Genomic DNA, 13418 nt, shown 5'->3' on the forward strand with positions numbered 1-13418 from the left:
TTGGCTACGCAATTCGGGTGAAGGGGGCGATCGGCGCCCCCAAACGGCCACTCCCTCAAGCCAGCCCATCCCCGAAGATCACGATCTCCCGGCCGAACCGGTGACCGGCAGATCCCCCAGCAAGTTGAGCCCGGTGGTTTTTACGAAGGTGGCGTAGTCCATCGGCCGTTCAACCCGAGTTTCAGCATTCGGGAGCACGTACGCCCAGGCACGTTTAGACGAAGCGTCGTAAACCAGCTTGAACAAGCGCGTCGGGACCCAGACCTTGTTATCGCCGATAGTCGTGTACCCAGGGTCGAAGAGCGGGCCTGTGAACACATAGACACTACCACCAGCACGCTGGGCGAACTTGCGCACGTCGGATTCTAATTTCGACCAGGCCGTTCTGTTATTGCTGGAGTTCTGCGCGACCATATTCGACAGCGCAAAAGACTGAGCCATTGAGCGGTGATCTGGTGCGTCTCCAGCTGGGCTTTGATGCCCTCGATCCAGCCCTGTGCCGCGGTAATCGCTCAGCTCCGCCCGGCCATTCTTGGGGATACGAGGGTCAGGGTAGAATTGGTTAGTCCGTTCTTCACCCTTGGCATCTCGTAGCTGCGCAGCATCAAGCCGCTCGACCACAACCAGTGGCGTCTTACTCGTTTGCGAGTAAACAACGGCGAAGCTATCGGAGCACAGTGCCATTGGCTTCATGGCCGCGGGCACGCTGGCCACGTTGATCGGCCTGGCGGCCGGGAACAGATCGGCACAACCGTCGAATGAGGCCTGTTTCTGCTGACTGGAGTAGAGCGCGAGCGCCTCGCTCTGGCCGATAGTCCCCGAACGGTAGCTGCCCTTTTCTTCCTGGGCATTGGGCAGCTTGATGAAATCCATCAAACCGCGAGCTTCGGCTGCGCCAGCCGACAGCATTACAAGGGCCGAAAGCCCGACAGCAAGTTTGCTTAGCTTCATGCGTGAGTTCTTCGAGATTGATAAGCGGAATACTGACCGCAGCACCGGTGAACAGCAGCGCCCTGTACCGGCAGCAACTGATTTGTAGAAACCGTATGGGGTAGACCGGGCAGGGTAGTGGCTACCGGCACAGCCGAGGGAAGGTAAGCAGGTAAAAGCATGGTCGATTGCCGGCTGTGCTGAATTTGAAGCATAACAGGTACGCATACCAAATTCAGTCCGGGCCAACTGTTTTTCTCAAACGCCAGAAACCACAAGGCCCACTACATGTAGCGGGCCTTGTGGTCGCAAGTTCAACCTTTCGGTTGATTTCCCAGCCTTTCAGGAGATTGGGTCGTTTGAGGCGTTTCCGCCTGCTTGGGGCCTATTAAACACAGAATTTATGGCTGATGCAACACGCATCTATAAAATATTTTCTCACTCGCGCATCCAGTCCCTGCGCCATTTATACAGGCTATACGGGGTTTAAGCCTGGATTCCCCCCACGGCACCCACCACAAAACCGCTCACACCAATCCTAGGAAGCGTCAAATAGATTCTCTCAGTATTCAAAAAGAAAAAGAAAAGGCAGAATCCGAAATAACACGTACCGGTATTCCCAACCCGTCGCCTTTTCTACATGAGGATCATCACATGAAGCTTTTCTATTCCGACAAATTTTCTGAGCCTCAAGGGGGCTCACCCTATTTGGCAATGCTTGCCTTCGTGGTTCTCTATTACGTTCTTACCACGGTTATTGGCCTTTTGGTTGGCGGGCCCGCCGGTCACGAAATTTGTGGCGATTGGTGGGTCGGTACCTTTATCGGAATTTTGCCAACGTCAAGCAGGTACGGGATCAAAATCGGGAGGCTGAGAGCCTTACTGTTGCTGGCGGTTGCGGCCGCATTTCTCTACTACGCCAAAAGCATTACCGGGGTTGTGGTTCCTTTCACGCCCGCGGACCCAATGGGGACCATCGAAATTGTGGCCGCTCTCGGTGCCGAAATAATCATCGGCCTAATCTGTGTGAAATTGGTTGGACAGTTCGTATGGAAAGGCTTCCTTGGAAACCTTTTTTCATAGCGCTGAAGGGTGCACGTGTCAGTAGGACACGTGCCATGGCTCATCCTTATCGTTTGGTGCGCGACATCTCCGAATACCAGGTCCACGCAAGACCTGCTAACCCTCAGGAGACGCACCATGACCAACCCGAAAACTGTTCAAGCTCAAACTGTTTTGCTGGTCGAAAACCGTGAGCAAGCAACCATCCTCGCCGCACTACGTCACTATCAGCAAGCGCTGCTCAGCAACCGACCTGGCTTAACCGAGTTTATCGAGATCGCAACTGACAGCGGAGCTGTTCTGCCCCTGTCCGCTGATGAAATTGGCGATCTCTGCGAGACCGTCAACTTCGGTACTGAGCTTGACCAGGTACAGGACTTCATCGACTGGACATCGCCTCACAAGGCGGCATTCACACGATTGGTCGACCAGATGAACAACCAGGGCTGGCGCTCGACCCGCGTGCACAACGGCGAATACTGGACGGATCTGTCTGCCGATATAACACCTGAAGCCATTTACAAAAATCACCTCGGCGAGATGAATTTTCAGATCGAGTTCTCGCTCAAACTGGACCCCTCTAACACAGGGCACTGGCAGATCGCTCCGAAGGACTCTGTCGGCCTTACCTGTTTCGGTGGCACCCCGTCGTTTCTGGACGCGACCCATGCGGCAACAAGCAACGTGTTTGGCGAGTGAGGTGTGTGAATGCACCCAATCATCGCCGCGTCCAGACTGATGAACAACGCTCAGATCACAAGGAAGGCCGCCATTCATGCAAATGCGACGACGATCTTTCTGTGGGAGCTTTCCACCGGTGACACACTTGAGCTCGTTCGGACCTGTTCAGGTTTCAGCTCTACGGAACTCAAACACCACCCCTTCAACGATCGCATCAACTACTACCAGGAACGCAGCCGCGCAAAAGTGACTGGCTGCTACCAGCAGCAAGCCTGACACAAACCGATCCACACGCCCGGCACAGCCCGGGCTTTTTTTCGCCCAGAAATTACAGCCGCTTGATTTTCATATCCGTTGGCAAGTCAACGCGTACTTCAGGCCGGACCTGACGACGCATCAACCAGCCTTTCAATTGGACAATCCACATGTCGACCCAACACAGCGCAGCAGAAATGCGCAACAAAATACTTAAGCACCTGGAGAAGGGCGCGGGCATTTATGCCACTCACCCAACCGCCCTTGGCGAACGCTACTTCAAAGCCCGCGTGTCCGGCGACAACCTTGAAGTTTGGAATGGATACAGCTGGTTCGAGGTACCCCGCGGCACCCAGTTCAACAACGGGCATGGCTCAAGCGGAAACCTGTTCACTTACTAATGCCGACGCACCACGTCACCAATCACTTTCGCAAGAGTGGTTTGGCACCAACTTTCAGGAAAAAATTTGACATGAAATCCAACCGGACCCCGTACACCCAACTGGGCAACACCATCAATGCCGTTACCGTTTCCTTCTGCGTCGGCCGTACCAAGCATGAGGTTCATGTTCCAGCCGGCACTCGCTGCTGTCTGCTGGATGGACCTAACCAGCGCTGGGTGGTCGATGACCTGAGCTTCATCGATTCCAAAAGCGGTGTCTTCACTGACGCCTCGAACTACGGCATTCCAATCGACCCTCAGAATCTCACGAACATTCGCCCGTCGACGGTTTAACGCTATTCACACCCCCGTCACCAATTCTGGTGCGGGGGTTTTTCTTTGCGCGGTGAAACCGATTGGGCAACTGCTGATCTGGGTTCAGCCATAGGTGCTCACCCTAAGTAGTGTGTGTTTAGGCTCCTCGAACCCAGATCAGAATTGTAAATAATACTGGCGGCGTATGGTCTTGTGTTATTCGTATTGTTAGTATGGCATCACACGTACGCATAATCCTGTAACAGACCAATTCAAATCTGAGGTACTCGATGAAGAAGCTTGCACTCGCAATCGCCCTCGCCAGCTGTTCGCTGGCTGTTTTCGCTGACGAAGCCGCCCCAACCCAAGCGCCAGCCGCCGCCGTCGCTACGACCACCGTTGCCCAGGTTGCCCCGACCGCTGCACCACAAGTCGCCGCTCCAGCAACCCCAGCAGCTCCGGTTGCCGCGGCGGCGCCAGCACCGGCCGACCTCGAAACCCTGGCCGTTCTCAACGGTCTGCGTCAGAAGTATCCCGCAACCAACTTTACCAGCGTCGTCAAAGCACCTCTGGCCGGTATTTTCGAAATCACCATGGGCAAAAACATCGCCTACACGGACGCCGAAGGCCGCTACCTGATGTTCGGAAGCCTGTACGACATGCAAACCCGGCAGGACCTGACCGCCCCAAAACGAGCAGCGGCGGAAAAGGTTGATGTGACCAAGTTCCCGCTCGCCGACGCATTTACCCGCGTTAAGGGCGATGGCTCCCGCAAAATCTACCTGTTTACCGACCCCGACTGCCCTTACTGCCACGACCTCGAGAACAAGGTCTTCACCCAGCTCGACAACGTGACGATCTACACCTTCATGTTCCCGATCGAGTCGCTGCACCCTCAGGCCAAGGCGAAAGCCGAATCCATCTGGTGCTTGCCTGAAGCAGACCGCGCCGCCGCCTGGGACACTATGATGAAAGGCGTCATGCCGGCACCGTCCAAATGCGCCAACCCCATCGAACGCAACATCGGCCTGGCAGAAAGCCTCGGCGTCAACGGCACCCCAACCATGTTCAGCGAAGACGGTCGAAAGATGCCGGGATTGGGCACGCTTGAACGCCTGGAGTCGTGGCTGAAGGGTGGCGCATAAGCCGGAACCCAGCACTTGATCCTCTCGTGGCCATCTCGATGGCCACGTTGTTTTTGGACACCTCAGATCTCACCTTGGGACGCCCACGGGCGAACCTATCTGGAGTTGCGATGAAGCTACGCCGCCTTTGTGCCATTGCCTTCGTTCCCGCTCTCTATCTCACCTCATTCAACCTGCATGCTGAACAGCTGGGCCAATATGGCAACACCTGGGATGTCCAAGAGCAGGATGCAATCGACATGATCAAAGGTCGGTTGGGTGACATGGAGAAGAAAGGGGACCTGTCGAAATACTGGAACAACTACCGGGACCAGCAGCTGTCCGGGCTAGAAAACCCCAAACCCCTCGCCGGAATCGAAGAGGTGGTCGAACCGCAAATTCGCATGTACGACCCGACCTACACCTATGCCGAGACCGTTAAAGACCATCTCGGTAACGTGCTGGTCCCGGCCGGTACCAAGATCAACCCGCTCGATTACATCTCACTGAGCAAAGCAATCATCTTTATTGACGGCCGCGACCCCAAACAACTCGCCTACGCCAAGAAGCGCACCGATGAGCACCCACGGGACAAGGTAATACTCGTGGCGGGGTCCTTTCTGAAGCTGAATCGCGAGTGGGGGCGCCCGGTCTACTTCGACCAGCGGGGCATCCTGACCAAGAAGTTCGGCATTGAGCGTGTGCCAGCCGTGATCACCCAGCAGGGCCGGCAACTCCAGATCGAGGAGCTCAAGCTATGAAAAAGACTTTTATGGCTTTTGGCTTCTTGATCACCGGGCTTCTCAGCTCTCTCAGCGTCAACGCCGACGAGATCTGTACCGGCAAGTTTCCAAATCTCATCACTGACGTCTGCTGGTCCTGCATGTTTCCGATCAAGCTTTTCGGCTCGACCAACCTGGTTTCGGATGGCCAGGAAGACTTTGACAGCGGCGGCGGCTCAAGTCCGTTCTGCTTTTGCGGCAACCCGCCCAAGGTGGGGATCCCAACGTCATTCTGGGAATTCGACATGATGACGGACGTCACCACGGTACCTGGTTGCTTTCCGCTGCTCGGCGGTGTCCGGGTAAACGTCGGTGTGAACTCGGACGCATTCGGGCAAATTTCCGATGATCAGGGTGGCGGCATCTCCAGCACTCGCGACTCGTTCATGCAGGTCAACTTTTACCTCAACCCTGCCATGTATGTGATGGGGGCGATTCTGGATGACACCTGCATGGACCAGCGCGGCATGGACGTCCCTTGGGTCTCGTTTGCCGACCCCACGCATAACGATGACGAGCTCGCCGGGATCCTCACACCGTATGCCTTCCCGTTCGGCAGCATGGTAGCGATCGGGGCAATGTCCGCCGACGCGGTGGCAGCGGCGGCAGGGTTCCCGCTCTCGACCATCTTCTGGGCTGCCGGCTCGTACGGCCACATGTACCCCCTGACCGGTCATAACGAAGCGCATTTGAGCATGGAGCAGACCGCCCGGTTACAGACGACCCGAATCCTCGCCAAATTGCACGCGGCGGGAACGCAGTGGGCAGCAATGGGCAGCGGTGCCATGTGTGGCTATTACCCACAGATCATCATGGACAAGCGCCAGTACAAGTTCACACGTCTGTACCCAAAACCCGAAACAGCAAAGATCGATGGCAAATGCTGTGGCCCCATTGGGCGCTCCACCATTCTGACCGAATCGAATACAGAGTTTCCAATTCCCGGTTACAAGGACTTTGGCTATGGCATTTTCCGTAAACGCGACTGCTGCGGCGGCGTTACTCTTGGCAACTAGCGTTATGAGCCTGGGCGTCGGCGCCCAATCGCTGGCAATGCCGTCCGATGCAGAGCTGCAAAAGCTGATGGGCGAGCAGTCAGCGGCAAGGGCCGCCACCCTGGGTGGCAAGATCGATCCCGTGAAAGCAGGGACCTTCAAAACTACCGTGCCGGTGATCAACGCTCCGCCGCCGACCAAGACGGAGACGCTGGACGACGTTGTTGCGCGTTATAACAACGCGAAAAACGAATCGAAAGCTAAGCCCGGCCAGAGTGACTTCATCATCTTCGTCTCGTTCTCGATGCCGAAGGACATCCTCATGGATCTCACCCGCCAGGCTAAAGAAACGGGTGCTGTGCTGGTGGTCCGCGGCTTCGTCAACGGCTCCATGATGCAGACCAAACAAGCCGCATTGGACGTGAACAAAGCGGGCGTTCCTTGGGAGGTCAACCCTGAGCTGTTCAAGGCGTTCAAGGTTGAGGCGGTTCCAACGTTCGTTGTTGCAAGCGCCGAGGCCGAGTCAGTCCTCGACACTGGTTGTTCACCCGATGCGACGTACACCTCGGTGACCGGCAACATCTCTGCCCAGTTGGCATTGGACACGATACGCCTTCGTGGCCAACCAACGATCGCAAAAATGGCAGAGAACAAGCTGGCACAGATTCGCCAGCGAAACGCACCAGGATCGGTTCAGTAACTTTGGCCTTATGCCCTACGCAGTAGGGCATTCCGAAATACCGTTCGTGAAACTCATACCGAAAGGAACAGTGCTATGTCCGATAAGTACAAATGGGAAGTCATCATTAATGGCGTAACTGTCGGTTCCCTAAGTGAAAATGAACTCAGCCAGATCGACAAAGCTGTTCAACAGGACAGACGACTGTACCTCGCGCAGTTTGTAAACCTCATCTACATCATCTGGAGCGCAATGACCCAAGCAATCCACATCACGCCATTGGCGCTGATGACATGGGCATTTGGCTTTGCTTGCTCTGATCCAGAAGGGTTCACCACTGCTATCACCACAAACCCGGCCCAGCTTTATATCGGGTGGGTAATTGGGGCTTTAGGTGCAGCAGTGTTAGTAGTATTTGCTTCGGCTGGATTCGGATTTACGCACCTGAACTACGAAAACAAATTCAACGCTCGCAAGGAACGGTTGATCCGAAGCCTGCTCAAGGTTCCAGCAAAAGGCGACTTGACGTTGTGCGGGGTTGAATGTGAGTCAGCGGCAGCTGCCTAAATAGCAACTGAGTAACTTTGTAGGCTGAACAGTTGTTTGATTGTTCGCACTCGATAGAACTAATCAATCCTGACTTTAATGCCTCCTTGTGAGGCATTTTTTTGGACGACAACAAAATGCAAAATCTGCTAACCAAAGAGGACCACGAGTGGCTCCACGGGCTGGGTCTCAACCTGAGCACCTGGCGTGAACTCACCTGCGCAAAATTCAAAAAAGGTGCTACATCTGGCGAGCTGATGAGCATTGCTCGCGACGGTTGCATCTACCGGGACGGTGCATGGGTTAACGCCGGCGACGTTGCTGAAGAGGTTTCCAAATCAATCACCTGGAACGCCCAGGTATTTGAAGCATGGAACTACGGCTTCGCCTGCAAAATTCACGCGATCTGCGCAACATTGTCGAGTTTTGATGCGGACATCTTGCTTATCGCGTCAGGCTTCGACAAACAGGACTTAAGTGAACTCAGTAGGGCATCCAGCGAAGCTGTAGCTGAGGCTTATCGCGACCTCTACGGAGAGGGAGAAGAGGACGAGGAGTACTGTGATGAATGAGCCCCTGGTCGCCGAGCATCCAACCCCGCCTGTAAACCGGCATTGGGCATTAGCTGTGATACTCCTGTTGCCCGTGTTGGCCATCGTCTGCATTGACATAGTGCTGATCTATTTCCAAATCACCTATGCACCATCCAGCACCGTGGCCAGCGACGTGTCTCACTCAGTTCTAACAAACACCGCCTGGGTGCTGGACAAAATCTCCGTAGGCGGGGGAACGGTTCTGTTTGTGGTAACTCTTGAACTCCTGTTTTTTGTGCAATCGTTGAGACAATTCCTACTCTGCGCTGTGGCGCTTACGGTACACCTTGCCACCGTCTACTTCGTGGATCCCGCGGTGCTTACACCCCCTCATAGCTGTGAAGGCGCAGGGCCTTTACTGGTAGGTCAATCGAAAGGCGAAAAAAAAACCCGGACACTGTGTCCGGGTTTTGTACATCGTTAAACAATCTGAGCCAGTCTACCAGCGCCAAACGCAGCTCGCCGGCTCAGACGATCCCATTGAGCATCGGTTACAAGCACACTGCTACGAGCTTTGACGTACCCATTAACGGTCTGGCGGTAATTCAAGCGGACCAAACCAGCGGTCACACTCGGAACACCTTCCAGCTCGTACACGTTCATAAACCCATCAACATCGACGGTGGTCGTAGTCACGATCTGAGCGTGGAACATTTTCAAATAGCAGGCTTTCCCCAACAGAAAAACAAGTTCGCCAATCAGCTTGGCCTGCTTCATTACAGCCTGGGATTTCAGGTTCAGCTTCAGGCTGAGGGACTGGGCTTTACGTTGGAATACGGCAGTGTCAAAAGTCAGTTTCATGGTCATTCTCCCGGAGTGTGTGCTAAGCCTTGCGTATGCCTAGTAACCGGTAATGCGCATCACGCTCTTACAATCAACACGCCTTCGTTAACCTTCGCTTGCCTCCTCTCCGCCCAACGCCTCAAGCAACGACGGCACCAGTTTTGTCAGCTGTGCGGTGTAGACCAAGAACATTGCGGAAAATGCCGCTTCCTCATCTTCCTCGTCGGGTATCTCGCCCTTGACGCTATCCAGGAAAGTAATTTTCTTGACCTGCGATTTGTCGGTCAGAAAAAACGCTACCCGTTCATCCCAGGTCATCGCGAGTTTTGTGGGGCGGCGCCCCTCAAGAATGTGTTGCCGCACTTCATCGCGCTCGAGGCTGAGCTGTGCGTAATGGACCTTGGATTTTTCGATGTCGAGTCCTTGCAGATACACCTCTCTGTCGACGGTGAACTCATCAGGCGCCTCGTTGTTCATCAACCAGGTGGCCATTGCAGATCCGGGGTCCATGCTGGTGCGGATTAACGACGCCGGAATTGCGATGACCTCCTGAAGCAATGTCATCACATCGTCGGCTTTAGCGGGGGTTCCAGTGTCGATCGCAATCAGCCCGGCAGCAGCATTCACCCATATCTGAATAGTTACCTGGTGCTCGAATGCCCTGGGTAGCAGTTCAATGAGTGCTTCTTCCTTGAGTTCCTTCATCTGTTTGCGGCTGGGCTTGTAGCCCTTGTCGGCCTCGATCTTTGCGGCCTTTTTGATCGTCAGCCGTTGCAAAACAGGCTCAGGAACCTTTTTTTCTTCGAAGCACACCGCGATCAAATACTGCTTCTGCACCTCGTATACCAGTCCACCGCCAGCCCGGGGGGCAATCCAGCCACTTGAGCGAATCATTTTTTCAGTGCAAGGCTTGAACGCCTTCTTCTCAAGCTTCTTGGCCAGCTCCGTCGGCGAGAGGGTCCATGGCTCGGTGATCCGATAAAGGTGTAGGTTTGAAAACATGGCGGCGACCTGAGGAGGACTGGCTGTAGCAAGATAATAAATCACAACACGTGCGCATAATACTGTTTGATTTATTATGATGAGTACATCCGTCCTGTCAGCGAGAAAACCATGTCTGCTCTTCTTCCTGTTGAACAACGAATCCAGCAGCTGCGCACGGCTGTAACCGCCCACGCGGACCAGTACCATACGAACGATGCGCCCCAGATCACCGATGGGGCGTACGACCTTCTTTTTCGTGAGCTACAAGACCTTGAGGCTCAACATCCGCACCTGGTCACGCTTGACTCCCCGACCCAGAGAGTAGGGGGTGCGATCCTTGATGGATTCGAGCCGGCTCCCCATGACCAGCCCATGCTTTCGCTCAAAGATGCAATGGACGATACCGAAGCCATGGCATTCGTCACCGCGGCGGCAGCAGGCCTTGGCGTCGAGCCAGAGGCTCTGGAACTCACCGGCGAATTGAAGTACGACGGGCTTGCGCTCGCTGCCAGGTACATCGGCGGCGTCCTTTTCCGTGCCGCCACCCGGGGTGACGGCTTTACCGGTGAAAACGTGACATCTCAGGCGCGGACCATCCGGAACCTGCCTCTTCGACTGCCAATTCCGATAGACCTGGAAGTCCGTGGTGAAGTGGTAATGCGGAAAAGTGACTTCGAGCTGGTCAACGAACAGTTGTTGGGCCGCGGAGAGAAGCCTTTGGCCAACACGCGTAACGGGGCGGCCGGCAGCATGCGGCAACTGGACCCGAAAATCACAGCCTCTCGCCGCCTGAGCTTTTATGCCTATGGCGCTTCGGAACTGAACGGAGAAACACCGTTCAACGCCACCACTCAATGGGAGCTGATTCAAGGCCTGCTGAATTTGGGGTTTGCAATTGCCCCAGAGACCGCAGTAGTGCGGGGTCGGGCTGGAGTGGAAAGCTTTTTTGAGCGCGTCGGCGAGGGCAGGGCAGCGCTCCCTTTTGACATCGATGGAGTGGTGTTCAAGGTCAACGCTTTACATGGCCAACAAGAGCTTGGCTGGACTAACCGCACGCCTCGGTTCGCGATCGCCTACAAATACCCAGCAGAAGAGGCCATTTCCACCGTTCGGGATATTGTCGTACAGATTGGCCGGACCGGCGCCGCGACCCCCGTGGCCAAAATTGACCCGGTCCGGGTTGGGGGCGTAATGGTCTCAAGCGCATCACTTCACAATGCGGACCAGGTCAACGCAAAAGGTGTGAAGTTCGGAAGCACTGTCATTGTCCGCCGGGCGGGCGATGTGGTGCCAGAGGTGGTCCGAGTCGTGCCATCTTCTGCTGACGAATCCCTGCAATGCTTTGTCATGCCCCTCAACTGCCCATCCTGCGACTCCCGCCTCGAGCGCCAGCCCGGCATGGTGGGCTCATACTGCCCCGGCGGCCTGAAGTGTCCCGCACAGAAGCTGGGCAAGCTATGCCACTTCGCTTCCAAGCTGGGCATGAATATCGATGGTCTGGGAGATAAGTCGATCACTGCCCTGATCGAGGCTCAGCTGATAAGCATGCCATCTGACCTGTTTACTCTTCAGGCTACTGATGTGGTCTCCCTGCCAGGCTTTGGGCGTGTTTCCGCGGCAAAGTTGACGAAGAGCATCGTCGCCTCAATGCAGCCGGATTTGGCGCGGTTCATCTACTCGCTGGGTATCGAAGGTGTGGGGGAGGCGACGAGCAAAGCCTTGGCCAAACAATTTGGCGCCTGGTCGCGGTTTAGGGTTGCCACCTATGACGAACTAATTCAAACCCCCGACGTCGGCCCCGACACCACTGCAAACATTCAGCGGTTCTTTGCCGATGACTCCCTGGGTCTCGAAGCCGATCGCCTCGCCGCGATCACTTCTCCGCAGGATTCGCTGAAAACCACCGGGAGTTCCCTGTCGGGCAAAGTCTTCGTTCTGACCGGTACATTTCCCACCTTGAACCGCGAGCAGGCCAAGGCGCTGGTCGAAGATGCCGGCGGCAAGGTATCCGGCTCAGTATCCAGCAAAACCAGTGTCGTCGTTGCCGGCGAGTCCGCCGGATCAAAACTTGAAGCAGCACAGAATCTCGGCATCCCGGTCTGGGACGAAACGATGCTGCTAGCTGCCCTTGCGAGCTGAAGATTACAGGCCGACGTAAAGCATTCCCTAGCATCAAGATTTCATCTGGAGAACCAGTAATGGCAGGTAATCAAGACCACTTCAAACGCGATGCCAATGGCAACGTTTACGAAGTCGACTTCAATTATGTCCGTACTCACGTGCCTCTCAACTGGTTCTTCGAGCACATGCTCGATGGAAAACCCAAACCAATGAGCGGTGCCATCCGGTACGGTGTTTGTCCAAACCCAAGCTGCCAGGCTTCGTCCGTTCACTCGGTCAAAGTTTGCGTAAAAGACGACAGCTGGAAGTGCTTCAGTTGTGGGGAGCATGGTGATGTCGTGGAAGCTGCTGCCTTCTACTGGGGTAAAACCCACCGGGAAGCTGGCCTTGAGCTGATGAGGGCCGATATCGACATGCTGAAGCATTACATGCCGCCTAAACCCGAAACTGCGATTCAACGCGACGACAGCGCCTTGGCGCTTGTTCTACAAAAAGTTGCTGAAGCTGCACCGTATCCTTCAAAGCCAGCTTTGGAGTATCTGGGTGGCCGAGGCATATCGGAACGTGTTGCACGTGAGGCTTGCGAGCGAGGCATTCTAATCACCATCCCCAACGACCCATTTCAAGCAAAAGCATTTTTGACTGAAGTGGCGGGACAGGAACTGATGGAAAGAGCGGGACTCTGGAAACCAGATAAAAAGGCGCCAGCCTGTGCATTCAGGCCACTGTGGTTTCGTTCGCAGTCTCACTGCGCAGCGGAATTCAGACTGATGCGTGAACCCAAAGAAGGGGAGAAGAAAGCCATGCGTTACGGTGGCAAGTCTCCATGGATCTGGGAAGGGCAAACACCTGACGAGTTCATGATTGTTGAAGGCCCGATCGACATGCTTTCCGCTGTTGAGATGGGATCAAAAAGAACTATCTTCGCCCTCCCAGGATGCGAAAACTGGGAAGCAAACTGGTTTCAAATGATGGCCGATAGAAACGTGCTCATGGCACTTGACCCTGACAAGCCAGGCTATGCCGCACTGGAAAAACTGATGCCCGTTTTGGCAGCTTTTGAAGCCAAGACAGGAATCTTCAACCCACCCAACAGGGTAGGGGACTTAAACGATCAACTCAAAGCAATGCGAGGACTCTCCAAATAACCCCCTACAGCCCGGCTAACCCCCGGGCTTTTTTGTGC

17 protein-coding genes are annotated in these 13418 nt (G+C 55.1%); 14 read left to right on the forward strand and 3 right to left on the reverse strand.

Annotated features, from left to right (window positions below; genetic code table 11):
• Nucleotides 1–78: 78 nt before the first annotated feature.
• The gene (locus AC1ROI_RS23010; protein WP_102599506.1) at nucleotides 79–951 is read right to left on the reverse strand and encodes a DNA/RNA non-specific endonuclease; all 873 of its coding nucleotides are present in this window, start codon (nucleotides 949–951) and stop codon (nucleotides 79–81) included.
• Nucleotides 952–1584: 633 nt separating this feature from the next.
• Between AC1ROI_RS23010 and AC1ROI_RS23015 the strand changes: the two genes are divergently transcribed.
• From AC1ROI_RS23015 to AC1ROI_RS23070, 12 genes are all read left to right on the forward strand, one after another.
• Nucleotides 1585–2013: a hypothetical protein gene (locus AC1ROI_RS23015; RefSeq protein WP_102599505.1), complete on the forward strand. Its 429-nt coding sequence runs from the start codon at nucleotides 1585–1587 to the stop codon at nucleotides 2011–2013.
• Nucleotides 2014–2130: 117 nt separating this feature from the next.
• Complete coding sequence (locus tag AC1ROI_RS23020; protein ID WP_102599504.1) at nucleotides 2131–2691, forward strand: hypothetical protein; 561 nt, start codon at nucleotides 2131–2133, stop codon at nucleotides 2689–2691.
• Nucleotides 2692–2700: 9 nt separating this feature from the next.
• A complete protein-coding gene (locus AC1ROI_RS23025; protein ID WP_102599503.1) occupies nucleotides 2701–2949 on the forward strand; it encodes a hypothetical protein in 249 nt (82 codons plus the stop codon).
• Between the two features lie 149 nt (nucleotides 2950–3098).
• On the forward strand, nucleotides 3099–3329 hold the full coding sequence (locus AC1ROI_RS23030) for a hypothetical protein (RefSeq protein ID WP_102599502.1): 231 nt from the start codon (nucleotides 3099–3101) through the stop codon (nucleotides 3327–3329).
• Nucleotides 3330–3400: 71 nt separating this feature from the next.
• On the forward strand, nucleotides 3401–3664 hold the full coding sequence (locus AC1ROI_RS23035) for a hypothetical protein (protein ID WP_102599501.1): 264 nt from the start codon (nucleotides 3401–3403) through the stop codon (nucleotides 3662–3664).
• A gap of 251 nt (nucleotides 3665–3915) precedes the next feature.
• Nucleotides 3916–4770, forward strand: a complete 855-nt coding sequence (locus tag AC1ROI_RS23040; RefSeq protein ID WP_102599500.1) for a DsbC family protein — start codon at nucleotides 3916–3918, stop codon at nucleotides 4768–4770.
• A 110-nt stretch (nucleotides 4771–4880) separates the two neighbouring features.
• Nucleotides 4881–5510 carry a type-F conjugative transfer system protein TraW gene (gene traW, locus AC1ROI_RS23045; protein WP_102599499.1) on the forward strand — a complete coding sequence of 210 codons (630 nt, stop codon included), beginning with the start codon at nucleotides 4881–4883 and terminating at the stop codon, nucleotides 5508–5510.
• A complete protein-coding gene (locus AC1ROI_RS23050) occupies nucleotides 5507–6547 on the forward strand; it encodes a TraU family protein (RefSeq protein ID WP_102599498.1) in 1041 nt (346 codons plus the stop codon). Before traW ends, AC1ROI_RS23050 begins: the two co-directional genes overlap by 4 nt.
• Nucleotides 6495–7226: a type-F conjugative transfer system pilin assembly protein TrbC gene (gene trbC, locus AC1ROI_RS23055; RefSeq protein ID WP_256580146.1), complete on the forward strand. Its 732-nt coding sequence runs from the start codon at nucleotides 6495–6497 to the stop codon at nucleotides 7224–7226. Before AC1ROI_RS23050 ends, trbC begins: the two co-directional genes overlap by 53 nt.
• A 75-nt stretch (nucleotides 7227–7301) precedes the next feature.
• Nucleotides 7302–7772, forward strand: coding sequence for a hypothetical protein (locus tag AC1ROI_RS23060; RefSeq protein WP_102599497.1), 471 nt, complete (start codon nucleotides 7302–7304; stop codon nucleotides 7770–7772).
• A gap of 101 nt (nucleotides 7773–7873) precedes the next feature.
• Nucleotides 7874–8323 carry a hypothetical protein gene (locus AC1ROI_RS23065; RefSeq protein ID WP_146013509.1) on the forward strand — a complete coding sequence of 150 codons (450 nt, stop codon included), beginning with the start codon at nucleotides 7874–7876 and terminating at the stop codon, nucleotides 8321–8323.
• Nucleotides 8316–8768: a hypothetical protein gene (locus AC1ROI_RS23070; protein WP_102599495.1), complete on the forward strand. Its 453-nt coding sequence runs from the start codon at nucleotides 8316–8318 to the stop codon at nucleotides 8766–8768. The genes AC1ROI_RS23065 and AC1ROI_RS23070 overlap by 8 nt, the downstream gene beginning before the upstream one ends.
• On the opposite strand, the gene AC1ROI_RS23075 is transcribed toward AC1ROI_RS23070, so the two are convergent.
• Together AC1ROI_RS23075 and AC1ROI_RS23080 are read right to left on the reverse strand one after the other, a co-directional pair.
• Complete coding sequence (locus AC1ROI_RS23075) at nucleotides 8765–9145, reverse strand: hypothetical protein (protein ID WP_102599494.1); 381 nt, start codon at nucleotides 9143–9145, stop codon at nucleotides 8765–8767. The two genes, AC1ROI_RS23070 and AC1ROI_RS23075, sit on opposite strands and share 4 nt — an antisense overlap.
• Nucleotides 9146–9232: 87 nt before the next feature.
• On the reverse strand, nucleotides 9233–10129 hold the full coding sequence (locus AC1ROI_RS23080) for a recombination-associated protein RdgC (protein WP_102599493.1): 897 nt from the start codon (nucleotides 10127–10129) through the stop codon (nucleotides 9233–9235).
• A gap of 111 nt (nucleotides 10130–10240) precedes the next feature.
• Between AC1ROI_RS23080 and ligA the strand changes: the two genes are divergently transcribed.
• A complete protein-coding gene (ligA, locus tag AC1ROI_RS23085) occupies nucleotides 10241–12250 on the forward strand; it encodes an NAD-dependent DNA ligase LigA (protein WP_102599492.1) in 2010 nt (669 codons plus the stop codon).
• A gap of 59 nt (nucleotides 12251–12309) precedes the next feature.
• Entirely contained in the window at nucleotides 12310–13380 is a 1071-nt protein-coding gene (locus tag AC1ROI_RS23090; RefSeq protein WP_102599491.1) for a toprim domain-containing protein, read from the forward strand.
• Nucleotides 13381–13418: the final 38 nt, after the last annotated feature.

The organism is Pseudomonas sp. GW823-FHT02C02 (assembly GCF_058797635.1).